We start from the raw sequence: 22,178 nt of genomic DNA, 5'->3' as shown, positions 1-22,178 counted from the left end.
ATGGAAAATAATACTGTTTTAGAGACAAAAGGTCTTAATAAATATTTTTACAACCCTATAAAATTTCAAGTGTTGAAAGAAATAAGTATGCGAGTAAATCATGGCGAATTTGTTTCCATTGTAGGAAAATCTGGCTGTGGTAAATCAACTTTGTTGTATTTACTTTCTACAATGGACACGGAATATGAAGGTCAGATATTAATTCATAACGAACTTGTTACCGGAAAAACCGACAGAGAATTAGCATTAATCAGAAATGAAAAAATAGGCTTTGTATTTCAGTTTCATTACTTACTGGCAGAATATAATGTGTTGAAAAATGTAATGCTTCCGGGGATGAAATTAGCTAAATATTCAAATAAAGAATTAGAGAATCGCGCTATGGAGCATTTAAAAACACTCGACATGGAAGATCAGGCGCTGAAAATGCCAAATCAATTGAGCGGCGGACAAAAACAGCGGGTAGCTATTGCACGTGCTTTAATAAACGATCCGTGGATTATAATGGGCGATGAACCGACAGGGAATTTAGACAAGAAAAATAGTGACTTGGTTTTTGATATTTTTAATAAATTAACTCAAGAGAAAAATCAGACTTTACTAGTTGTTACTCATGATACTGATTTTGCCGAAAAAACGAACAGAATTATTGTTATGGAAGACGGAAAAATAATTTCTTAAAGCACTATTGAACTATAATTTCATGTTTATAAAGTAGTCCTTTTATTCCTTCTAAAGCAAAAATGGCTTTCTTTAATTTTGTTGTTTTGGGATCAATCGTATAATTATAACTGGTTTTAAAATTAGCTTTGTTGGCAATTGCTTTTGCAAATTCAGAACGGTATAAATCACAGTTGTCAAAAACGACTTCAGTCAAATCAGTACTCATGAAATCGACTGCAATAATACTGCAATTGGTGAATGATGTTCCTTTGATTTTTAAGGTATAAAATTTGGAGAAATCCAAAATACAATCAGTAAAAGCAATTTCGAAAATCAATTTATCGCACATGGCAAAATTGACGTCTTTAATATCACACCGATTGAAGGTCACGGTTCTAAAAGCGACATAATTAATTTTGGCATTGCTAAAAGTGCAATCATTAAAAGTACAGTCTATGAAAGTAACCGCCACAAAAACACATTGGGAGAAATTACAGTTGGTAAAAGTACAGCATTCAAATTCCTTAAAATTGACTTCTTCCTCGCTATAAATGATATTATTATATTCAATATCTAGAAAATATTCTGGCATTTATAGGTTTTAAATTCAAGTTTTAAGTACTTATTTTGCGCAATAAAGAAACAAAATTACAGAGCTATAAAAATCAAAATTTTAAATAATTATTTTAAAATTTTAAACTCGATCGTAATCTCCTTTCCAATTCACAATGGCTTTTTTAATGGCTTTTCCCGAAAGATTTTCCTTTAGCGCTCTTTGCGTAAGTTCAGGAAGTTCATTGTCTGGGGCAAAACGCAACGCAAATAACTGGTCGTCATTTAATTGGTGTTCAAAATCTTCTAATCTTTTTCCGGTAATAAAAAAATAGCGATAGCGCACCTCTAAACGTACAATGCGATTTTGTAAAGTCAACGCATAATGCTGACGCAACATAAAGGCAAGGCACAAAAGCACCACAAAAACAACACTGATAAATCCCCAAATCAATGAATTTTCATTAGTGAAACTGAAATAAATGCTGAAAGCTAAAAACGCCATTATGACGGGATAATATACAAAATGATGAGGCGGATAGTACCGAATGTGATTTTTATAAGATTGTGTTCCCATGATTTTTTTTAATTTTTTTTAAAGATAGTTAAAACAGTTTATTTTAAAGTCAGTATGATTTTTTAATTATCAGAAAGTCAAAACAATATAATTTTGTGCGCTGATTTTAAAAATTTTAATGGCTATTTTTTATTTATAGTATTAAACCAAAAGTCAAATTTTGGGAAAACCTTCGGAATTCTTATGACTTCCGACTGGAATTAATTCCATAATTTTATAAAAAATTAAAAATATGATACCTACGAAAGGATACGCAGTACAGGATTCAAAAACAGATTTAGCCCCATGGAATTTTGATAGACGAGAAGTTGGGCCACATGACGTACAATTCGACATTCAATTTTGTGGCGTTTGTCATAGTGATCTTCACCAAATAAAAGATGATTGGGGTGGAGCAATATTTCCAATGGTTCCGGGACATGAAATTGTAGGGAAAGTGATAAAAATAGGAAGTCATGTCAAAAAGTTTAAGGTAGGAGATTTAGCAGGGACAGGATGTCTGGTAGATTCTTGTAGAACCTGTGAGAACTGTAAGGAAGGTTTAGAGCAATTTTGCCTAAACGGAAGTACTGAAACATATAATGCTTTAGGACAGGATGGAAAAACGCCTACTTATGGTGGATATTCCAATACTATAGTTGTTCATGAAGATTTTGTTTTGCATGTTTCAGATAAATTAAATTTAGCTGCGGTTGCTCCATTGCTTTGTGCTGGAATTACTACTTATTCTCCATTAAAGCATTGGAAAGTAGGGAAAGGACACAAGTTAGCTGTTTTAGGTTTAGGAGGTTTGGGTCATATGGCTGTTAAATTTGGTGTTGCTTTTGGTGCAGAGGTTACTGTATTAAGTACATCTCCAGGGAAGGAAGCCGATGCTAAAAAATTAGGTGCTCACAAATTTATTGTTACTAAAGATGCAGACCAACTAAAAAGTGTAACTGGGTATTTCGATTTTATTCTTGATACTGTTTCTGCTCCACATGATTTGAATCTGTATTTGTCATTGTTAGGAGTAAACGGAGTGCATATTTGTGTGGGAGTACCACCAACACCATATGAGATTCGTGCGTTTAGCTTAATAGGAGGAAGAAAAAGCTTAGCGGGTTCTTTGATAGGTGGATTGCCAGAAACTCAGGAAATGCTTGATTACTGTGCAGAACACGGTATTGTTTCTGAAATCGAAATGATTGATATCAAAAACATAAATGATGCTTACGATCGAATGACAAAAGGCGATGTGCGTTACCGTTTTGTAATTGATATGGCAACATTATAGCCAACAGTTTTAAAAAAAAGCCCTGTACGTTTTATAATGTACAGGGCTTTTATGTTTTTCTAGAATTTGAATTCCAATTTATGAGTGTATAAATTTTAGTTCATTTTACTTTTTTTCAATGGATCTTTCAAAAAATTCATAAGTTCGTAGCATTTGATCCATTCGTTGGCGATTGTCACCATTTCGAGTTATTTCATGAGTTGCTCCCGGGTGTACGACAAACTCGACTGGTCGATTTAATACTTTTAAACTACGAAACATCATTTCTGCCTGAATAAAACCGGTACGACGATCGTTGCCACCATGAAAAATAATGAAAGGTGTTGTAATATTTTGGACATAGCTTATTGGTGATTCACGAGTTAAAATTTCCTTTATTTTTGTTTCCCACGGATACCCTCCAAAATAATTTGGAACTAATCTCCATGCGTTTCCTTCTCCAAAAAATGTATTAAGATCATATACACCACGTTGCGCACAAGCCGCTTTGAAACGATTATCATGACTTATGATCCAAGCTGTTAGGTAACCTGCATAAGAACCTCCGGTAATAAGCAACTTGGAGTTGTCAGCCCAACCTTCTTCAATAGTTTTGTCTAATGCTGTTAACACATCACTTGCGGGACCTTTGCCCCAGTCATTAATATTACCTCTTAAAAAATCCAAACCATATCCACCGGAACCTCTTGGATTACTATAAACGATGCCATATCCTTTACTACAAAAATATTGGTATTCATGCCACATACTTTCTTCACCTGGACCCCACATTGCTGATGGGCCACCATGAATTTCTAACAATAACGGATATTTTTCTCCTTGTTTGTAGTTGGATGGTTTCATAATCCAATATTCTACAGTCATCCCTAAATCGTTAATAAATGTTTTCTTTTCAGGAAAAGACAATTTTTTATTTGTAACCCAATCATTAAAATCACTTACTTTTTTTTCATTTTTAAAATTGGCATCAGCAAAATATAATTCAGAAGGATTTGATACCTGAGTTTTAGAAAATACAATCGTATTATTTGCAATGTCAAAACTTGAAATACCAGCATCAACATTGGATAAAACATCTATTTTTTTTGTTAATCGGTTAATTCTGTGCAATACATTACCACCGTTCATTTGAGCCGTAAAGTACAGATATTTGTCATCTTTACTCCAGGTAAGATTCGATTTATTTCGATCAAAAGGGATTGTTACAATATCTTTTTCGGTGCCATTAATAGGCATTATCGATAATGAAGGAACGGTTATAAAAGAAGTATTACTGGACAAGAACGCTAACCATTTTCCTGATGGAGATAAAGTGGCACTATTGTATCTTTTCCCGCTTTCGCCAAGTATCATTTTAAAATTCTCGCCATTTGTGTCAACTGTGAAAACCTCACTTTCTAATGAACGATCTGCATTTTCTATTGTGTCAACATCTCCTGATAACATTATTTGTTTCCCGTTTGGGGTGTAGTCAGCAGTACTAAAACTATAAAATCCTTTTGTAAGTAAACGAGGTTCAGCATCTTTGGAGACATTTATTTCAAAGAAGTGATTGAAATTCATTTCTGAAGAAACATTTGACTCACTTTGAAAGTTCAATTTATTCAATACAATTGCTTTTTTATCTATTGCATTCTTATCTAAATAAGCTCTTATTTCTGATAAATTTCCGTTTGGATTTGCTTTATCACTATTAGTCAACAAATGTTCATTTTTGTCAAAACCGGGTTTCTCCATTTTCCAAGTAGGAATTGTTTTTGATTTGTTTAAAATAGAGTCTTGAAGTAAATCTCTTAACGGGATGCTTGCAGAAAAAAGTATTTTTTTGCCATCTGGCGACCACTTCGGATTGCTTGCACCGTATTTATGTTTTGTCAATTGAATAGGTTCTCCACCTTCCATTAATAATATAAAAATTTGCATTTTGTCCTCTACTGAACGGACAAAAGCAATTTTTTTGCCGTCCGGACTCCATGCCGGTCGTGTTGCTCCATCTTTATTTGTAGTAAGTTGTGTGGGTACGGAATTTTTTAAAGTAGCGGTAGTAAAAATCTGTGTGAGATATTTGTAGTCTAATTTATTATTTTCATCGGCTTCAATAGAAGTCACAGTAAAAGCAGCTCGTTTGCCATCTTGAGTCAGCGTTACATTACTAACAGTTTTAATTTTTAACATATCTGTAATATTAACAGCTTCATTTCCATTTTGAGCGATTGCGGAATGTAATTGTATTAAAAACAATAGTAGGATCGAAAATTTTCTTATCATGTTGATTTTGTTAGGGGTGGTTGTTTGTTTTTAAGTTAGTCTTTTTACAACTGATATAAACCTAATTTATTTGCTTAGGGCTATGCTTTTATTTAGTAAATATATAAAATAAAAGCCTGTTGTAAGTAATTTGATAATTTGTCACGCAACAGTACAAATTAGGATTGATACATCAAAAATCTATTTTTTTTAATTTACCAATTTTATAAAAATATTGATATAAAAAAACTCCTCAATTGCTTGAAGAGTTCTAGTGGGGAGAGCAGGATTCGAACCTGCGAAGTTTGCACAGCAGATTTACAGTCTGCCCTCGTTGGCCGCTTGAGTATCTCCCCAAGACTCAACAAGCATTGCTTGTTGTGCTAACTGGGTGCAAATATAAAAACTGTTTCGATGTTTCCAAACTAAATTTGCACTTAATTTCAGTATTATTTTTAATACATTGGTATTGAATAAAATAAAAAAATCTCCACTGGGGAGATTTTTTTATTTTGTATCAATGAAGCTGTTTATTTAGCTAAAAGTTCTAAAATTTTAGCTCTAAGTGCATCTCCTCGTAAATCTTTTGCGACTATATTTCCAGATGCATCAAGAATAAAAGTTGCTGGAATAGACTCCACTTTATATTGCGCTGCGATAGGCTCATCCCAAAATTTTAAATTGGAAACCTGATTCCAAGTTAATTTATCTTTTGCTATAGCGTCTTTCCAAGCTTTGGCATCTTTATCTAACGATACACCAATAATGTTAAGACCTTTACTGTGTAATTCTTTGTAAAGAGCAACAACATTTGGATTTTCTTGACGACATGGTCCACACCAAGATGCCCAAAAATCTACTATAGTTACTTTTCCTAAACTTTCTTTTAGAGAAATAATTTTTCCCTGAGGATTAGGACCAGAAAAATCTGCTCTTCATTTAGCTTCTCCAGCAGGAGCAGCAGGAGCAGCTCCTACAGCAGCTGGCGCTTTCATTTCAGCTAATTTAGTTTTGATGGCAATACCTGGTTTTGTTTTTTTCAATGATTCTTCTAAATTATTATATAACTTTTCAGATTTTGCTACATCAGCTGTTGGATCGTTCAACATACCTTGGATAATCAAAGCAGTAATAAATGATTTAGGATGTGTTTCAGCATAAGCAACATATTTTGCTTTCGAAGCTACACCAACTTCTTCTTGAATTTTAGAAAATTCTTTCATCAATCCATTGATTACAACAGTATCTTTGGCTTGTTGTGCGGCATTCATAGCCTGCATGTTTTTACTTTGGAAATCCATAAGTTTCTTTTGAACTTGAGTGATTTCTTTATTGAAAGTTACATACTCGTCATTATTATAAGTACCTGAAACTTTCGATTTTTGAATGCTGTCTTTATCAATGGCAATAGTTACTTCTCCATTTTCTAATATTAAAGGTATTTTAGCTTGTGCTCCTTCTAATTGAATGGTGTAAAAAGCAGGCTCTGTAATAGATCCTTTCATTTCAAATTTACCGTTTTGAACTTTTACAGTGTCTTTTGGTAACATCATTCCGGTTGCATCTTGTGTTTCCAAGATAATAGTTTTACCATTATCAATTCCTGTTGCAGTTCCTGTAATGAGGTATTCGTCTTTGCCAACTTTGCTACAGGAAATTAAAACTACAGCCGCTGAAAGTAATAAAATTATTTTTTTCATTATTAATTAGTTAATTGAGTTAAGTCTGCAAAAGTATTTAAAAAATATAAAATACAAATAATTTTTGAACCTAAATTTTTGTTATAATTTGGTATTTATTTTGTATTATTTTAATAATGGAGTGATGCTAATTCCGTTCATAATTTATGGCTACAGTTTGCATTGGTAATTCATTCATTTTAAAGGAGTTAAGATACTTTTTCTTAGGACAAAGAAAAAAACTTTAAAAACAGACTTTGAATTAATTAGGATAAAATGCATTTAAAATTTTGAGCAATATTAAATCAGAATATCATTATTGCGCGTCAGCCGAGTAGTGTAGATAATAAATTAGTGTAGTTGCCGATGTTTAAATTGAAAATTAACTAACGTATTACACCGTTAGTTCTGTTTCATCAACATTTTCTGAGCCGCATTTAATAATGTCGGATTCAACGTGTTCCATTTCATTTTCTGTAATCTTAAATATTTAACTTTACAATTCTCAATTCTTTATGAAGAATAAAACAAGGTGAATTTGAATGCAAATTAAGATCAATTTGGTCTCTTTGTTTTTCAAGAATATCAAGTGTTTCTTTCGCTTTTTTATATTGTGATTGGTAAAGCTTGCAAAAATCTTTCATGGTAAATAAAGTAATTTGGTATAATTTGATTTACTAAGTTGCTAAAAACAAGTGTATTGCACAAAAGTGTTTGTCAAATTAATTGATTCAATCTATTTTAAAAATAGATTGGCATACCCACTTAAACAAAAAAAGCATCCTTTAATAGGATGCTTGTATCTTTTTTTTACTTGAAAATATTTAATCTTGATTGATTGTTTTTCTCCAAGTAAATGAATTCAAAATGTGTCTTTTTGCAAATCTTCCAGGAGAATCTGCGTTTACCATTTTGACGTAAGTTGCTTTAGGAACGCTGATGTATTCATAAACACTACCATTTGAAAAATTGATAATTAATCTTCCTTCAACAAATTTATAATCTGTGATTGTTGATGTAGAAATGGTTTGAGTATATTCTGGCAAGTTTGCTTTTGTAGTCTCAGGATTGATACTAACCAAAAAGTGGTATGCTTCAATAATTTTTTTACTATTTTCTTCTGCAGCTTTCAATCCAGCTTCGTCACCTGAAAATTTATCAGGATGTGATTCTTTCATCGCATTACGATAAATCGTTTTCAAATCTTTCAGCTCTGCAGTTTTATCTACATTTAGCAGTTTGCGGTATTCAACTATTTTTTTCATAAATAAGGTAACTACTTGTCTTTTATTATAAAATCAATATAATTTGATTTCAAAATCGACAAATTTTTTGCAAAGGTACACTTTTTTTTATTTTTTTGGATTCACACCAGTAAATTTTCAAAAAAAGTACTTTTTAGTGCTCTTATCTAAAGAATTTTAGAGCTGAAAATTAACTATTGTTGCGGCTTATTATTTGCTTTATCAAAATTTTTCGATTTTTTTTGATATTTGTTGTAACTAATATCACTGGGATTTTCAATAATTGATTTTATAGTAATGTAATCTCCAACGGCATGTTTTTGTGCCATTTTATAATCTAAAAGATATTCTCCACAAAAAAAGTTGTTATTTTCATCTTTTTCCATAATTCCTGTGTAAACACCTTTTTGTAACATTCTTTCTTCAGAAGCTTTTGTCATAATCCGTTTATTTTAAAAAATCTAGTGGGCAAAGTTAGTCAAATATAGTTTGTCTTGCTACGATTTGGGCTTTCTGATTACCTTTGCCTCATGGAAAAAATTTTTCGGCCAAACCTTAATTCCTTTAAAAATACTTTCTGTGCATTTGATGAAATATCCATGGATGCTGTGAATGGATTAAAAATTCAGTACGCCAGCAAATCAGGGAGCAAGTATTATTACACTAAAACAGGAATGTATCGCTTGTCAAATCATTGGGGTCGATTGGCTAATAGCAAATGGCGTCTGAAGCCTTTAGAACCTGAAACCATTTCCAAAATTAAATTGGGCTATGCGTCGTGGGAAAATTTTTATCCGGATAATACTGTTGAAGAGCTCTATTATTTAGAAGCAAATTACCAAGAGAAAAAGGCCAATTATCAACATAAGAATAATCCAACCTACGATAAAAAAGCAGTATTGCGAACCAGCTTTGAAACGACTAAACGCATCAAGCAGATTCGGAATTTGTTTAATCTTACTTCCTGGGCCAAGTATTTTGAATGTGATGATATTAATCTTTTGAGAAAAAAAATTATCGATGAACTTATCTTTACCAATAGAGGTCTGGAAGAAATAAAAAAAGAATTCATGTAAAACCATTTTGAGAATGATTTTTTTTTACCTTAAAATTTCCTTTATGGGTCGATTTTTCAGCATTTCATCGTTCGATGCAATTAATACCAAATCATTTACTGTAATCGGTTTAGATAAATAACCTAAAATGTTTTCATAAGACTTTGATTTGGTTTTGTCTTCAAAAGCAATAGATGAGCTTACGATGTAAACAACAATTTCTTTAGGAAATTTAGGTTTTATTATTCCCATTTCGTCCATAAATTCCCAGCCATCCATTATTGGCATATTGATATCCAGTAAAATTATATCCGGAAGATTGGCATTAATTTCTAAAGCATTATACAAATCATCAATAGCTTCTTTTCCATTTTTGAAAGAGAAAATCGCAGAAAACATTTCAGATCGTTGAATTATTTTATTTACGATTATTTGGTAAATTGCATCATCGTCCACTATCCAGATTGCTTTTTTTATCATTGAATGTAGATTTTAAATGTAGTTCCAACATTAGGTTCACTTTCTACAGTAATTGTTCCTCCCATAGCATCAACTTGATTTTTTGTAATGAACAATCCTATTCCTTTTGAATCAGAATTGTTAGAGAAAGTTTTATACATGCCGAAAATTTTGTTGGCATTTCTGACGAGATCAATTCCTATTCCATTATCTGAAATTTGAAGGACATTTACGTCATTTTCTTTTACAAAATTAATTTTTATGATTGGTTTTCTACTGTTATGTCGATAACGTATAGAATTTGAAATAATATTATAAAGGATGCTTTCTAGATAGGCCGGATTATAATTTATCATTGTGTCCGTTGGAATATCTGTTAAAATAGTGACATCATTTGACGAAATTTGTTTTGAAAGTACATTTTTTACTGTGTTAATATATTGGTCTAAATATAAAGGTTCCGATACTAAACTAATATTTGTTCTAATGTTAATTACTTCGTTCAGGTGAAGCATAGTTTCGTTAAGCGAATTAGATACTGTTTTTAAAAGTTCCATCATTTGTTCCCTTTCTTCTTCAGATTCTGAGGTTTCAATTAAATCAACTATTGAAGCAATATTGCTCGTATGCGATCTTAAGTTGTGAGAAACGATATAAGAAAAATTCAACAATCTTTTATTTTGTTCTGTAACAAGATTAAAGGATGTATTTAAATCTTTTTCAGCTTCTTTTGTTTTGGTAATATCAATCATAATGCCACGTAATCTCTCTGCTTTACCATTTTTAATGACAACATTTACGATGTCACGCAGCCAAACTAAATCTCCATTTTTGGCTACCATTCTATACTCAAAATCATGGTCGGCATTGTCATTTGTTTGTTTCATACAATAATTCTGAACCCATTCACTATCTTCTGCATAGATATGGTCGCGCCAAAAAGTAGGACTTTTAAGCCATTCCTCAGGGGTATAACCTAGTATGTTTTCAACTTTCTGACTAATAAAATTAAAAGAAAAATCAGTAGCATCGCACTCCCAAACAATTCCGTCAATGGTATTGATCAGCGATTTAATTCTTTGTTGGGAATCTAGAATTATTTTTTCAGAGTATTTACGATCAGTAATGTCTTCTGTGGAAACAATGATTCGTTCTAATGTTTTTTCGTAACCACGAATTACATTCCACCTTAAGTTAATGTCTCGTAATTTGCCCTCAGCATCTTTTATTACGGTGTCAATAATAAATTGTTTTTTATCTTGAGTAATTGAGATCAAATTTTTTATGAAATGTTCTTTGGACTTCACATTAAACAATTCTTTTTTGATACTAATTAATTCCTTTAATGTGGAAACTTTATAAAGCGACAAGTTAGCTCTGTTAGCACTGATAATTTTAATTAAGGAATGACATTTATCGACAACTGCCGGATTACTGTTGAAATATTCTGTTACTTTTTCTTTGGTTTTCCCCATCAAATTTAATTCCTCCAGATATTTTTTAACATCTAAAAAATCCTCTTCTCTGAGAGGCAATGGCGAGTCTTCGAATAAACTTTTGAATCGAATTTCACTTTTTTTGATCAATTCTTCAGCTTCCTTTTTTAAGGTAATATCTTCAATAATTGAAATTGCGCTTATTTGCTTTTTGTTTTTATCTATTATTGGCTTAACATTTAAATTTACCCAAATAATTTTTCCTTGGTTTGTATAATATCTTTTTTCCATGGAATATTCATTGATTATTCCTTTTTCCAGATTATATACATTTGTTAAATCTTTTTTAAGATCATCAGGATGCGTTAAAGATTGAAAATTCTTTTGTTTCATTTCATTCTGAGTGTAGCCTAAAAGTTCACAAAATTTATTGTTTACTTCCAAAAAATTCCCTGTTGCAATGTTGATATTAGCAATACCAACCGCTGCTTGATCAAAAATAATTTTAAATTTTATTTCAGAATTTAATAATTTGGTGGCTTGTGTAGTTACTAAAGATTGTAATTCCTCTGGAATTTTTAAAAGTGTATAAATTAAAACACCAAAAAGTGCCGCAAGAATAATTCCAATAATTCCCGGAATTAAAATCTGTGAATACAGATAATTTTTGTTTTTTGATATTAAATATAATTTCCAGTCACCATCCGGTATGTCTGTACATATATTATAATTTTCTGAGAAATCAGTTTTGTTGGGCAAATAGAAAATCTCCTTTTGTTTCTCCGCATTGTATTTTGAAAACTGAAAAAAATATTTTGAATCATCCACGTTTTTAATTCCAGAAGCTTTTAAAAAAGTTTCTAATTTAATTACAACTGCGGAGAATCCCCAAAACTTATTATTTTGAAAAACGGGAAACCGCCCTACAATTCCCACTCCGCCTTGTTTCAATACAAAAGGACCGGCAAAATACATCTTTTTTTTAATGATTGATTTTAAGGCTTCTTTTTTAAGACTTGGGTTAGTTAAAATATTTAAATTCAAAGCCGCTTCATTTCCTTTTTGCGGATAAATATATTTTATTATTCCATCAGGGACTAATTGAACAGCATTAATATTGGCATTTGATTCCATTAATTTTTCACTCACGTAATCAAAATTTTCAGGAATGCCTTTATCGTTAATGGTTAGTGCCAACGTTAAAGTAGTCGTGTAGCAGTTTTTAAGGGCTTGTTCGATATTTTGATGAACAACAAGTAATATGTTATTCATCTCGCGTTCCTGATCTTCTTTTATCAGCTTATATTGTTGTGAGACGATAAATGCCGCTACATAACTTAAGAATAAAAATGTTATGAAGCCTGTTGTTTTTGGTCTTTTTAAGAACCATCTGATGAATTTTGGGTATTTTTTTTCAGACTTCATGTATTGTATTGGTAGGTTTTAGGTACAATTTAGTTTAAAAATAAAGATATGAAAAAAAATGTACGAGCACACTAATTTATTAATTATCGTCATATTCTTCGGTATTTGTTTCCAAAATGCTTTTTTGTAAATCAGTAAACAGGATGAATAATTGTAAACCAGACAATTTTAATAGTAGCGTTTTGAGTATAAATAAATTTTATTTTCAATAATAAAACCGAACTTTGCAATAGTTTTTGAGTCAAATACTTGATTTAATTATTAAAAAGTATAGATATGAGCAGAAATAACGAAAGAAATATTAAAAAACATAACGATAAATTGCATAAAGCGCAAGATAAAGCAAAACAAACCGTATTGTTGCGCAAGGAAAAATTAAAACAAATTACAAAAAAGTTCAATGAAGATAAGGCTTCAGAAGAATAAAGTAAAACTCGTATGATGGAAATAAATAAATTTGATCAAGTGAAAAATGGAGTTCAGCAAATAATTGATTTTGTTGCCGAAAAAAACGCCAAAGAAGCCAACAATAAATTAGTGGAAGTTAGCGAGGAATTAGATGAACTTTTAGATTTTGCTGACGAAGATGAAGATTTAATCGAAATAAGCCGCTTTCAGGTATTGTTAAATCAGTTGCATCAAAAAATAGTTGGGCTCAATGGACAGGTAACGGGCTCAATTTAAAATTTTTAATATTTAACATGATTGAAAACAAATGTCATTGCGGTTCCGATAAAGATTTCGAGAATTGTTGTGAAGTAGTATTAAAAGGCATTCAAAAAGCGCCTACAGCTGAATCTTTGATGCGTTCAAGATATTCCGCTTATGTGACGCATCAAGCCGATTATTTGTTGGCAACAACCCATATTTTGGAAAGAAGTCAGTATTCGAAATCTGAAATTTTACATTGGGCAACTAGCAACAAATGGCTTCAATTGGCGATTATAAAGTCCACTGAAAATAACGTGGAATTCAAAGCCTATTTCTTGGACAGCAAACTTCAAAAACAGATTCATCACGAACTTTCTACTTTCAAATTCGAAAATGGAAGTTGGTTTTATGTGGATGGTCAATTTTTTAATTAGCTTATCTTCCCAATAAAATCCAACTTCATGGTGTCTGAATGTTTTTAACTAAAAATTAATAAACGTTTGTATTCAGTATATTTTTATTGATGTAATTTTATTGTCTATGAAAAATGAATATAAAAAAGGATTTTATTTCAAGCAATACGAAGCACCTTTTCAATCTCCGTTTGATAAACTCTTTGGTATTTTCAAAGAATTAATTACACATACCTCGGGAGATTTTGATGAAGCAATCGACTGGTTGCGGGAATTAGACAAAGAATATAAACTCACAGATGAACATTACACCATCGATGATTTTATTGAAGATTTAAAGAAAAAAGGGTATATCCGTGATGAACTAAAAGAAGATGGAACTTCGGGAATCGGTATTACCGCAAAAACGGAACGCGCCATCCGGCAGCAAGCCTTAGACAACATTTTTGGTAATTTAAAACGCTCCGGAAGCGGGAATCATAAAACGAAACATTCCGGAAACGGGGATGAACACACTGGAGAATTTCGGGAGTTTCATTTTGGTGACGGACTCGAACGAATCTCTTTAACTGAAAGCTTACGTAACGCTCAAATCAATAATGGAGTAGCTGATTTTATGTTAACCGAAAATGATTTGGTTGTCGAAGAGACGCAATATAAGTCGCAGATGAGTACTGTTTTGATGATTGACATTAGCCACAGTATGATATTGTATGGAGAAGACCGAATTACTCCAGCCAAGAAAGTGGCGATGGCTCTTGCTGAATTGATTACGACACGATATCCAAAAGATACTTTAGATATTTTAGTTTTTGGAAATGATGCCTGGACCATTGCAATTCGGGATCTACCGTATTTAAAGGTGGGACCTTATCACACGAATACAGTCGCCGGTTTACAACTAGCCATGGATATTTTGCGTAGAAAACGTAACACCAACAAGCAAATTTTCATGATTACCGATGGAAAACCTAGTTGTGTCCGCGAAAAAGACGGTTCCTATTATATGAACAGCAACGGGCTCGACGAATACATTGTGGATAAATGCTACAATCAGGCGCAGCAAGCCCGAAAATTACACATTCCAATCACCACCTTTATGATTGCCAATGATCCATATTTGCAAAAATTTGTAAATAAATTTACAGAATCAAATCAAGGAAAAGCCTTTTATACCGGATTGCAAGGTTTGGGGGAAATGATTTTTGAAGATTATGAAACAAATCGAAAGAAGAGAATAAAATAGTAGTCGGTTTAGATTTCCATAAGTCAGTTCGAGCGCAGTCGAGAACAACAGCAATAGCAATTTCAATAACAATTAAGGTCAACTGCAATATCAATATCAATAAAAAATAATAAATGAATACTATAAAAACACTCGGAGAATTAAAAAAATCAGGTTACGAAAGTAAAAGCATTAAAGATGAATTGCGATCCAACTTAAGAGAAAAAATAAAATCTGGAAAACCAACATTTGAAGGCGTTCACGGTTTTGAAAATACCGTAATTCCAGAACTAGAACGCGCTATTTTATCGCGTCATAACATCAATTTATTAGGTCTTCGTGGTCAAGCCAAAACCAGATTAGCACGTAAAATGATAGAGTTGTTGGATGAATACATTCCGTTTGTATCGGGTTCCGAAATTAATGATGATCCTTTACAACCAATTTCGCGTTTTGCCAAAGACATCATTGAACTCAAAGGCGATGAAACTCCAATTTCTTGGCTGCATAGAAGTGACCGTTTTTTCGAAAAATTAGCAACACCTGATGTGACAGTTGCAGATTTGATTGGAGATGTCGATCCAATAAAAGCGGCAAATTTAAAATTGTCTTATGCGGATGATCGTGTGATACATTTTGGGATGATTCCAAGAGCAAATCGTTGTATTTTTGTTATCAACGAATTACCTGATTTACAGGCGAGAATCCAAGTAGCGCTATTTAATATTTTACAGGAAGGAGATATTCAAATTCGTGGTTTCAAGTTGCGAATGCCACTCGATATGCAATTTGTGTTTACGGCAAATCCGGAAGATTACACGAATCGTGGAAGTATTGTAACACCATTAAAAGATAGAATTGGTTCCCAAATATTGACGCATTATCCGGAAACTATTAAAATTGCCAGAACCATTACAGAGCAGGAAGCGAAACTTGATGTCACGCAAAATGATATGGTTTACGTGCCTTCATTGGCAAGGGATTTATTGGAACAAATCAGTTTTGAAGCAAGAGACAGCGAATATATTGATAATAAAAGTGGCGTGAGTGCCAGATTAAGTATTACTGCTTTCGAAAACTTATTAAGTACAGCAGAAAGAAGAGCACTGAAATCCGGTACTGATAAAACAACGTTGCGTTTGTCTGACTTTATGGGAATTATTCCTGCCATTACTGGAAAAGTGGAATTGGTTTACGAAGGTGAGCAGGAGGGAGCTGCCGCTGTAGCGCAACATTTATTGGGCGATGCGATTCATACTTTTTTCCCTGCATATTTTCCAAAAATTGAAAAACTTGAAAAAGAAGGCGTCAAAAATGCCTACACGGATATCATTGAATGGTTTTTTGCCGAAAGCGGTTTTGAATTATTAGACGATGCTTCCGATGAAGAATACGAAAGGATTTTGGGAAGTATTGTCCCGCTTGAAATTTTAATCAAAAAATATCAACCGCAACTAGAAAAAGAAGATAAATTTTTTATGAAGGAATTTATCCTTTGGGGATTGGTAGAATACAAGAAACTGAGTAAAGACCGCTTCTCCGAAGGCTATCAGTTCAAGGATATTTACGGTAGTTTTATCAGTAAATTATAAAGAACGTACTTTTTTTTCACTGTACGAGTCATTTAAGGAACCAACATTTTGTAATTTTTTAAATGACTTTTATGTTTTTTTTGCGACTGGTATTCATTGATTTAAGATTGATTTGCAATACCTAAAAAGTCTAAAAACTTCACGCAGAAAAATTATTTAATGTACATTGATGGTTTGATTTGCATACCAAGATGTAAGCATGTAAGTCATCTAAGCAATTTACTAATTTGTAGTTTCTTAAATGACTTATATTTTTAAAAATGAAATTGTAATTTTATTTTTTTCTTGCAAAAGTTATTAGTTTACCATTTAATTTTTTATTTATTTCAGAATTAGTCTTTGACGATTTTTATTAGTCTACCTTGCCCCGTTGGCGGTATTTTCAGTCAATGCGAAAGTCATGGAAAATAACTTTGAGGATTTAATTGCCTCCTACATTGAAAATAAAGTTGGAATATCTGAACATTTTTTGAGTACTGATTTGGCCCATAATCTCAGACAAAATTTGATTGTTTTGAAGCAAAAAAGCTTATTGATGCAAGCTGGAATTGGTAATTCTGAGAAAGTTTCTTATGATGGTGCGATACGAAGCGATTCTATTTATTGGTTGGATAAAAAACACAACAATGCATTCGAAAATGAATTCCTGGCCCAAATAGAAGCTTTTATTGTTTATTTAAATCAAAGTTGTTATGCCGGAATTACGGGATATGAATTTCACTATTCGTTGTATGAACCGGGTGACTTTTATTTAAAGCATTTGGATCAATTCAAAAATAATCCCAGCCGAAAATATTCTATGATTAGTTATCTGAATAGCAATTGGAAAGAAAGTGACGGTGGCGAATTACTGATTCATCAATTGGATAACAATCAAAAAATTGCTCCTACTCAAGGTAAAACTGTTTTCTTTAAAAGTGACGAATTAGTGCATGAAGTTTTGGTTACCCAAAATACCAGGATGAGCATTACGGGTTGGTTGAAGAGTGATTGATATCTATAAAAAAAAACACTCAGTTTCCCTTCATCCGTGTAACTATTTTTTGAATTAATCGCTTTCCGTCTCTTTTACTTTTTGGCACTTCTACTGCTTTCATTTCAACATTGCCTGCAATAAATTGATAGCTGAAAGCAAATTGAGGGTTTTTTGGGTTGTCATCTAAAAGTCCAAAGCGTAAATCATTAAAGTAAAAAGATCCTTTTTTTTGAGAAATAATATACCAGCCTTCACTGGGTTTCTTCAGTTTTTCAAAGTCCGAATTTCCTTTTAATTGCGATTCTAAAATTTTGTTTTTGTTGTAAGCAGTAAACGAAATGGGTTGCGTATCAAAAAGAGAGTAGTCGCCTAATACATAATTATCTGCAGTTGCTACATTAGCATTCCATAAAATGAGGTTGAAAGCGGTAGGTTTTACAATAATTTCAGAATAGTGGATTCCTTGTTTTGTCAATGCTTTTTCAAATTGGTTCAAAGCATGTACTTTTATAAAACAAGACAAAAGGAGATAAGCACTACTGATAAATAATCCTAAGACTATGTATTTTTCACGAAGTATGGTGTCTTTTGTTTTCCAAACCATAATCAATGCAATAACAAGTGGAATGGTGTACAGCGGATCAATTACAAAAATGGTTTTTAGCGCAAACCGTTCGTCTAAAGGCCATAAAATTTGCGTGCCCCAAGAAGTAAACACATCCAATAGCACATGGGTAAACAAACACCAAAAAGCCATAACAGTTGCCTGAACAAAATTGATTTTATCTCTTTCTGTTTTTGAAATAATCCAACCCAAAACAGGGGATAAAAACAAAAAAAGAAAAAGAGAATGACTGATGCCACGATGAATCAGGACGGCATCGACAGGATTTAAAAAAAGTCCCACTACAACATCTAAATCGGGAATTGTGCCTAAAATCGCACCGTATAAAACCGTTTTGTTTTTGAGTTTTTTGCCCGCACATACTTCAGCTATGGCAATTCCTAAAGCGATTTGAGTAAAAGAATCCATCCTGCAAAAGTAACTGAAATCAGGAAATATCTTGATAGCCCTGTAGTAATTGATTGCTAAGAATCGCATTTTTTATAATGTAATTGAAAAAGAGTAATCCGAAAACAAATAGATTTGTGAAGGTGAAAATTTTTGGATAATTCTTAACATCTTAGAATTTAATAGTAGTTTATCTATCCATTAAAACAGAATAATCGGATGGTTTTAAAACGCGTGCTTTTTTTGTACAGAAAAAACAGGAGTATTTTAAATGTTTTTTTTTAAAACCATACCGATCAAAAGAAATTTTAAAATAAATATGCACTAACTTGTCCAATCAAAAATAAACAGCGCCATGTATAAAATTCATACTATTGATCTACACTTTCAATCCGAAAAACATTCTATTGGTGCTTTTTTAATTGAAACGGAAAAAGGTCCGATACTTATAGAAACTGGACCGGAATCAACTTGGGAGTTTCTTGTTAAAGGAATAAAAAAGATTGGGTATGAAATCAAAGATATTCAGCATGTATTCTTAACGCATATTCATTTTGATCATGCCGGAGCAGCTTGGAAATTAGCACAAAATGGAGCTAAAATATACGTACACCCTATTGGACTTCCACATTTAGCTAATCCAGAGAAATTATGGAATTCAGCCAAAATGATTTACACAGACAAGATGGAGCTTCTTTGGGGAAAAATGGACTCAATACCAGAGCAACAATTGATTGGGGTAACGGACGGTGATGTTGTAGACCTGGGAGATGTTCAAATAAAAGTATGGTATACGCCGGGTCATGCTGTGCATCATAATGCATATCAAATTGATGATGTGATATTTACAGGGGATGTGGCTGGAGTAAAAATAGGAGATGGTCCTGTTGTGCCTCCCTGTCCTCCGCCAGATATTAATATTGAATTATGGAAACAATCCCTCAAAAAATTAAAAGATTTAAAGCCCAGAGCTTTGTATCTAACACATTTTGATTTGCAAAAAAATCCGGATGAATTATTATCGGGCTTAGAAATAGTTCTAGATGATTGGGCTAGTTTTATCAAACCTTTTTATGACAATCAAACTCCGCCAGAAAGTATAGTTCCCCAATTTATGGAATACACAAGAAAGCAGTTTTTGGATAAAGGACTGAATGCGGAAGAAATTCAAACTTATGAGTTTGCTAATCCAAGCTGGATGTCTGTAAATGGTTTATTGAGGTATTGGAAACTTAAAGAACAGCGAAGGATTTAAGATTGCTACAATTTTTATATCTTTTATTTTCCTTCATATTACTAAAACCGTATTAATCCTATTTTTTTATTGAAGTATCGCTTTCGATACTTTTATAAAAGAGCAATAGGAAAGACAATAAATGGTAATTTAGCCATCTAAAAATTCGCTATGCTATTTTTGATTTTAAGTATTATTTGCAGTGTAACCGTGGGAGTATTATTTAAATTTGCGCGCAGGTACTCCGTAAGTCCTATTCAAATTGTTGCCTGGAATTACGTATTTGCGCTTGTTCTTTGTTATTTTTTCTTCAGTCCCGATTTAACTAATTTAGGAACTTCGGCACCTTGGGCAATTTATATTCCTATTGGAATTTTGCTGCCTTCTATTTTTCTTTTCTTGGCAGCTTCAATAAAACAGGTAGGAATTGTAAAAACCGATGCAGCTCAAAGACTTTCGCTGTTTATACCTATTTTGGCAGCATGGTTGCTCTTCAACGAAGATTTCAATATTTTAAAAATCACGGCATTTTTAATAGGTTTTCCTGCTTTGCTGCTTATTCTCGCGAAACCTTCCGAAAAAACAGAAAATAAATGGATTTATCCTGCGGTTGTTTTACTCGGCTTTGGAATTATTGACATCCTTTTCAAGCAAATCGCTCTCTATACAAGTCTGCCTTACACTACGTCATTATTTGTGGTATTTGGAATTGCGTTATCAATCATGATTGGAACGGTGTTGTATCACGTGATTGTAACTAAAACACCACTGCAATTAAAAAATATTATTTTTGGTGGTTTAGTAGGTGTTTTCAATTTTGGAAACATACTTTTTTATCTAAAAGCGCATAAAGCTTTCGCTGAAAATCCATCTACAGTTTTTGCAGGTATGAACATGGGCGTGATTGTAATAGGAAGCCTTGTAGGGATTTTTGTTTTTAAAGAAAAACTAACAAAAATGAATTATGCAGGTTTGTTTCTGGCTTTGATTGCGATTGTTTTAATCGTGTTATCACAGACAGTAAAATTACAGTAATCTACTGATTGTAATTCAAGTTTTTTTTAACATATTGAAACAAAGTTTTTACGTGTTGCTATTGATGCATTTCACTTTATTACAGAAAACTATAGATATGTTGTTCCAGGTATTTGGTTTTTTATTTATTTAATACTTTACCGTAAACGGGCACCACGTAATTCCCATTTAAAAACGGAATTGGATCAATTTGACTTTGAAGTATAACTCCGCTTAATGACGATTCAAGTAAAAGTTGCGCTGCCTGAACTAAAGGTGCTGCTGTGGTTATTTGTATCGCTCGTAACTGATGTTTCCCTACTATTTGCGGAAGAATGCGCTTGGCAATTTCTCGTCTGCGTAACACTCCCGTAGCATCTTTGCCTTCCACTGCTGCATATAAAATGATTTGGTCGTCTTCAACATGTGGAATTACGGCTTCCATTTTTTCTTGTAAATTTTTAATAGCATCTGAAGTATTTTCAAGATTGTCCAATTGTTCTTGTAGCCAAGCATAATGTCCAGGATGTCGTAAGGTTTTGTAGTCAAGTGAACGTACCTTTCCCGACAAGGCATCCGGCAAATCAGCAGCACCACCCGAAGTTAGGTTCTCTTCATACGTGATGCCATCGATAATGATTGTGGCTCTTTCGGATAATGGTGACAGATTCGTTTTTTTATAATCCCGAAGCACGATAGTATCTTTTATATATTCAGTAGCCACTCCAACAGGGCTCCAAGTAAAACCATAATAATGTGGAGCAACGGCATGATTGGTCAGTGCCCCAACTTTAAATTCCAGTTTGTCTACTTTATCAACTTCAAAGTCTGAACAAAATTGTTGAAATAGTCCATTGGCGAGTAAATCAACATATCCGGGAGCTAAACCAGTTTGAAGTATAAAACCAGTTTTGGCGTCTTTTGCTAAAGCTATTATTTCTTCGGTTTCTGCAACGTATTCTGTAAGGTTTGCATAATGTAGATTGTAATCTTTGGCAAATTGTGCTATTCTGGGTGCTTGACTACCCGGTAAACAGTCGAGAATGATGTCTCCTTGATTTAATATTGTCTTCATTTCGTCCGTTAGGCCTTTTTCAGCAAGATGAAAATCGTGGACAGATGATGATTTAGTTGTTCCTTCTTGAATCCAACGTGCGACTTTTTTTGCTTTTAAATGCATTCTGTCACCTATAAAGAGAGTAGGAGCAACTTCGCCCCATTCCATCAGTAAGAGACCAACAGCTTCTGCGATTCCGCCGGCTCCTGCGATAATAATAGTATAATGCTTTTTCATATTTTAAAGATACCCTTTTTTATTGGTAAAGCATTTGAGTTGTATGGTAAATTGGTTGTGATCAAATGTAGATTCTCTGTCAAGGATAGCAGCGGAAAGCCCGCAAAGGAGGAGGTCCTTTTATTAAACAAACCCGAAAACAGCGACTACAGGA

Annotated in this window: 21 protein-coding genes, 1 tRNA gene and 1 pseudogene; 11 read left to right on the top strand and 12 right to left on the bottom strand. The window is 32.8% G+C overall.

The genetic code is table 11. The features are described 5' to 3' along the window. Positions 1-681, top strand: coding sequence for an ABC transporter ATP-binding protein (locus ACP7AQ_RS13190; protein WP_426095789.1), 681 nt, complete (start codon positions 1-3; stop codon positions 679-681). Between the two features lie 4 nt (positions 682-685). Here the strand turns inward: ACP7AQ_RS13190 and ACP7AQ_RS13185 are convergent, their stop codons facing one another. Both ACP7AQ_RS13185 and ACP7AQ_RS13180 read right to left on the bottom strand, forming a co-directional pair. Further along, positions 686-1,255 carry a pentapeptide repeat-containing protein gene (locus tag ACP7AQ_RS13185; protein WP_426095788.1) on the bottom strand — a complete coding sequence of 190 codons (570 nt, stop codon included), beginning with the start codon at positions 1,253-1,255 and terminating at the stop codon, positions 686-688. A 102-nt stretch (positions 1,256-1,357) separates the two neighbouring features. After that, positions 1,358-1,792 (bottom strand): DUF6526 family protein, encoded by a 435-nt coding sequence (locus ACP7AQ_RS13180; protein WP_426095787.1) that lies wholly within the window; start codon positions 1,790-1,792, stop codon positions 1,358-1,360. A gap of 232 nt (positions 1,793-2,024) precedes the next feature. Between ACP7AQ_RS13180 and ACP7AQ_RS13175 the strand changes: the two genes are divergently transcribed. Beyond that, complete coding sequence (locus ACP7AQ_RS13175) at positions 2,025-3,068, top strand: NAD(P)-dependent alcohol dehydrogenase (protein WP_426095786.1); 1,044 nt, start codon at positions 2,025-2,027, stop codon at positions 3,066-3,068. 105 nt (positions 3,069-3,173) lie between these two features. Here ACP7AQ_RS13175 and ACP7AQ_RS13170 read toward each other — a convergent pair whose 3' ends face one another. The 6 genes and pseudogenes from ACP7AQ_RS13170 to ACP7AQ_RS13145 all read right to left on the bottom strand — a co-directional run bounded on the left by ACP7AQ_RS13170 (position 3,174) and on the right by ACP7AQ_RS13145 (position 8,678). Next, positions 3,174-5,336, bottom strand: a complete 2,163-nt coding sequence (locus ACP7AQ_RS13170; RefSeq protein ID WP_426065166.1) for a S9 family peptidase — start codon at positions 5,334-5,336, stop codon at positions 3,174-3,176. Between the two features lie 254 nt (positions 5,337-5,590). Further along, a tRNA-Tyr gene (locus tag ACP7AQ_RS13165) sits at positions 5,591-5,671 on the bottom strand. A 174-nt stretch (positions 5,672-5,845) separates the two neighbouring features. Further along, positions 5,846-6,232, bottom strand: a pseudogene (locus ACP7AQ_RS13160) (TlpA family protein disulfide reductase); the annotation flags it as partial. Positions 6,233-6,250: 18 nt separating this feature from the next. Beyond that, positions 6,251-7,015: a DUF4369 domain-containing protein gene (locus ACP7AQ_RS13155; protein WP_426065167.1), complete on the bottom strand. Its 765-nt coding sequence runs from the start codon at positions 7,013-7,015 to the stop codon at positions 6,251-6,253. An 803-nt stretch (positions 7,016-7,818) separates the two neighbouring features. After that, on the bottom strand, positions 7,819-8,259 hold the full coding sequence (locus ACP7AQ_RS13150) for a KTSC domain-containing protein (RefSeq protein WP_426095785.1): 441 nt from the start codon (positions 8,257-8,259) through the stop codon (positions 7,819-7,821). 173 nt (positions 8,260-8,432) lie between these two features. Next, positions 8,433-8,678, bottom strand: coding sequence for a hypothetical protein (locus ACP7AQ_RS13145; protein ID WP_091204675.1), 246 nt, complete (start codon positions 8,676-8,678; stop codon positions 8,433-8,435). Positions 8,679-8,768: 90 nt separating this feature from the next. Here ACP7AQ_RS13145 and ACP7AQ_RS13140 point away from each other — a divergent pair, with 90 nt between their 5' ends. Next, positions 8,769-9,314 carry a hypothetical protein gene (locus ACP7AQ_RS13140; protein WP_426095784.1) on the top strand — a complete coding sequence of 182 codons (546 nt, stop codon included), beginning with the start codon at positions 8,769-8,771 and terminating at the stop codon, positions 9,312-9,314. A gap of 24 nt (positions 9,315-9,338) precedes the next feature. Here the strand turns inward: ACP7AQ_RS13140 and ACP7AQ_RS13135 are convergent, their stop codons facing one another. Continuing rightward, a complete protein-coding gene (locus ACP7AQ_RS13135) occupies positions 9,339-9,773 on the bottom strand; it encodes a response regulator (protein ID WP_426065169.1) in 435 nt (144 codons plus the stop codon). Beyond that, positions 9,770-12,613, bottom strand: coding sequence for a PAS domain S-box protein (locus ACP7AQ_RS13130; protein ID WP_426095783.1), 2,844 nt, complete (start codon positions 12,611-12,613; stop codon positions 9,770-9,772). The genes ACP7AQ_RS13135 and ACP7AQ_RS13130 overlap by 4 nt, the downstream gene beginning before the upstream one ends. A 276-nt stretch (positions 12,614-12,889) precedes the next feature. On the opposite strand from ACP7AQ_RS13130, the gene ACP7AQ_RS13125 reads away from it, so the two are divergent. The 6 genes from ACP7AQ_RS13125 to ACP7AQ_RS13100 all read left to right on the top strand — a co-directional run bounded on the left by ACP7AQ_RS13125 (position 12,890) and on the right by ACP7AQ_RS13100 (position 17,488). After that, a complete protein-coding gene (locus tag ACP7AQ_RS13125; protein ID WP_426065173.1) occupies positions 12,890-13,039 on the top strand; it encodes a hypothetical protein in 150 nt (49 codons plus the stop codon). 12 nt (positions 13,040-13,051) lie between these two features. Next, positions 13,052-13,297, top strand: coding sequence for a hypothetical protein (locus ACP7AQ_RS13120; RefSeq protein ID WP_426095782.1), 246 nt, complete (start codon positions 13,052-13,054; stop codon positions 13,295-13,297). 17 nt (positions 13,298-13,314) lie between these two features. Continuing rightward, a complete protein-coding gene (locus ACP7AQ_RS13115) occupies positions 13,315-13,698 on the top strand; it encodes a YchJ family protein (protein WP_426095781.1) in 384 nt (127 codons plus the stop codon). A 106-nt stretch (positions 13,699-13,804) separates the two neighbouring features. Continuing rightward, a complete protein-coding gene (locus ACP7AQ_RS13110) occupies positions 13,805-14,923 on the top strand; it encodes a vWA domain-containing protein (RefSeq protein WP_426065178.1) in 1,119 nt (372 codons plus the stop codon). Between the two features lie 113 nt (positions 14,924-15,036). Further along, on the top strand, positions 15,037-16,494 hold the full coding sequence (locus tag ACP7AQ_RS13105; protein ID WP_426095780.1) for an AAA family ATPase: 1,458 nt from the start codon (positions 15,037-15,039) through the stop codon (positions 16,492-16,494). Between the two features lie 400 nt (positions 16,495-16,894). Further along, a complete protein-coding gene (locus tag ACP7AQ_RS13100; protein WP_426065180.1) occupies positions 16,895-17,488 on the top strand; it encodes a 2OG-Fe(II) oxygenase in 594 nt (197 codons plus the stop codon). A 19-nt stretch (positions 17,489-17,507) separates the two neighbouring features. Here the strand turns inward: ACP7AQ_RS13100 and ACP7AQ_RS13095 are convergent, their stop codons facing one another. After that, positions 17,508-18,572: a metal-dependent hydrolase gene (locus tag ACP7AQ_RS13095; protein WP_426095779.1), complete on the bottom strand. Its 1,065-nt coding sequence runs from the start codon at positions 18,570-18,572 to the stop codon at positions 17,508-17,510. Between the two features lie 265 nt (positions 18,573-18,837). On the opposite strand from ACP7AQ_RS13095, the gene ACP7AQ_RS13090 reads away from it, so the two are divergent. Continuing rightward, entirely contained in the window at positions 18,838-19,737 is a 900-nt protein-coding gene (locus ACP7AQ_RS13090) for an MBL fold metallo-hydrolase (protein ID WP_426095778.1), read from the top strand. Between the two features lie 150 nt (positions 19,738-19,887). Further along, positions 19,888-20,751 (top strand): EamA family transporter, encoded by an 864-nt coding sequence (locus ACP7AQ_RS13085; RefSeq protein ID WP_426095777.1) that lies wholly within the window; start codon positions 19,888-19,890, stop codon positions 20,749-20,751. Positions 20,752-20,872: 121 nt separating this feature from the next. On the opposite strand, the gene ACP7AQ_RS13080 is transcribed toward ACP7AQ_RS13085, so the two are convergent. Then, the gene (locus ACP7AQ_RS13080) at positions 20,873-22,024 is read right to left on the bottom strand and encodes a saccharopine dehydrogenase family protein (RefSeq protein WP_426095776.1); all 1,152 of its coding nucleotides are present in this window, start codon (positions 22,022-22,024) and stop codon (positions 20,873-20,875) included. Between the last annotated feature and the right edge of the window lie 154 nt (positions 22,025-22,178).

The organism is Flavobacterium sp. DSR2-3-3 (assembly GCF_049896585.1).
Classification (GTDB): domain Bacteria; phylum Bacteroidota; class Bacteroidia; order Flavobacteriales; family Flavobacteriaceae; genus Flavobacterium.
This window is presented reverse-complemented; position numbering and strand designations above follow the sequence as displayed.

Bases quoted from the DNA above. Each gene is read 5' to 3' on its own strand.
- ACP7AQ_RS13190 (WP_426095789.1), top strand. From the start codon at position 1: ATGGAAAATAATACTGTTTTAGAGACAAAAGGTCTTAATAAATATTTT.
- ACP7AQ_RS13125 (WP_426065173.1), top strand. From the start codon at position 12,890: ATGAGCAGAAATAACGAAAGAAATATTAAAAAACATAACGATAAATTG.
- ACP7AQ_RS13145 (WP_091204675.1), bottom strand. From the start codon at position 8,678: ATGACAAAAGCTTCTGAAGAAAGAATGTTACAAAAAGGTGTTTACACA.
- ACP7AQ_RS13085 (WP_426095777.1), top strand. From the start codon at position 19,888: ATGCTATTTTTGATTTTAAGTATTATTTGCAGTGTAACCGTGGGAGTA.
- ACP7AQ_RS13155 (WP_426065167.1), bottom strand. From the start codon at position 7,015: ATGAAAAAAATAATTTTATTACTTTCAGCGGCTGTAGTTTTAATTTCC.
- ACP7AQ_RS13090 (WP_426095778.1), top strand. From the start codon at position 18,838: ATGTATAAAATTCATACTATTGATCTACACTTTCAATCCGAAAAACAT.
- ACP7AQ_RS13095 (WP_426095779.1), bottom strand. From the start codon at position 18,572: ATGCGATTCTTAGCAATCAATTACTACAGGGCTATCAAGATATTTCCT.
- ACP7AQ_RS13170 (WP_426065166.1), bottom strand. From the start codon at position 5,336: ATGATAAGAAAATTTTCGATCCTACTATTGTTTTTAATACAATTACAT.
- ACP7AQ_RS13105 (WP_426095780.1), top strand. From the start codon at position 15,037: ATGAATACTATAAAAACACTCGGAGAATTAAAAAAATCAGGTTACGAA.
- ACP7AQ_RS13150 (WP_426095785.1), bottom strand. From the start codon at position 8,259: ATGAAAAAAATAGTTGAATACCGCAAACTGCTAAATGTAGATAAAACT.
- ACP7AQ_RS13175 (WP_426095786.1), top strand. From the start codon at position 2,025: ATGATACCTACGAAAGGATACGCAGTACAGGATTCAAAAACAGATTTA.
- ACP7AQ_RS13185 (WP_426095788.1), bottom strand. From the start codon at position 1,255: ATGCCAGAATATTTTCTAGATATTGAATATAATAATATCATTTATAGC.
- ACP7AQ_RS13110 (WP_426065178.1), top strand. From the start codon at position 13,805: ATGAAAAATGAATATAAAAAAGGATTTTATTTCAAGCAATACGAAGCA.
- ACP7AQ_RS13135 (WP_426065169.1), bottom strand. From the start codon at position 9,773: ATGATAAAAAAAGCAATCTGGATAGTGGACGATGATGCAATTTACCAA.
- ACP7AQ_RS13130 (WP_426095783.1), bottom strand. From the start codon at position 12,613: ATGAAGTCTGAAAAAAAATACCCAAAATTCATCAGATGGTTCTTAAAA.
- ACP7AQ_RS13120 (WP_426095782.1), top strand. From the start codon at position 13,052: ATGATGGAAATAAATAAATTTGATCAAGTGAAAAATGGAGTTCAGCAA.
- ACP7AQ_RS13115 (WP_426095781.1), top strand. From the start codon at position 13,315: ATGATTGAAAACAAATGTCATTGCGGTTCCGATAAAGATTTCGAGAAT.
- ACP7AQ_RS13140 (WP_426095784.1), top strand. From the start codon at position 8,769: ATGGAAAAAATTTTTCGGCCAAACCTTAATTCCTTTAAAAATACTTTC.
- ACP7AQ_RS13100 (WP_426065180.1), top strand. From the start codon at position 16,895: ATGGAAAATAACTTTGAGGATTTAATTGCCTCCTACATTGAAAATAAA.
- ACP7AQ_RS13180 (WP_426095787.1), bottom strand. From the start codon at position 1,792: ATGGGAACACAATCTTATAAAAATCACATTCGGTACTATCCGCCTCAT.
- ACP7AQ_RS13080 (WP_426095776.1), bottom strand. From the start codon at position 22,024: ATGAAAAAGCATTATACTATTATTATCGCAGGAGCCGGCGGAATCGCA.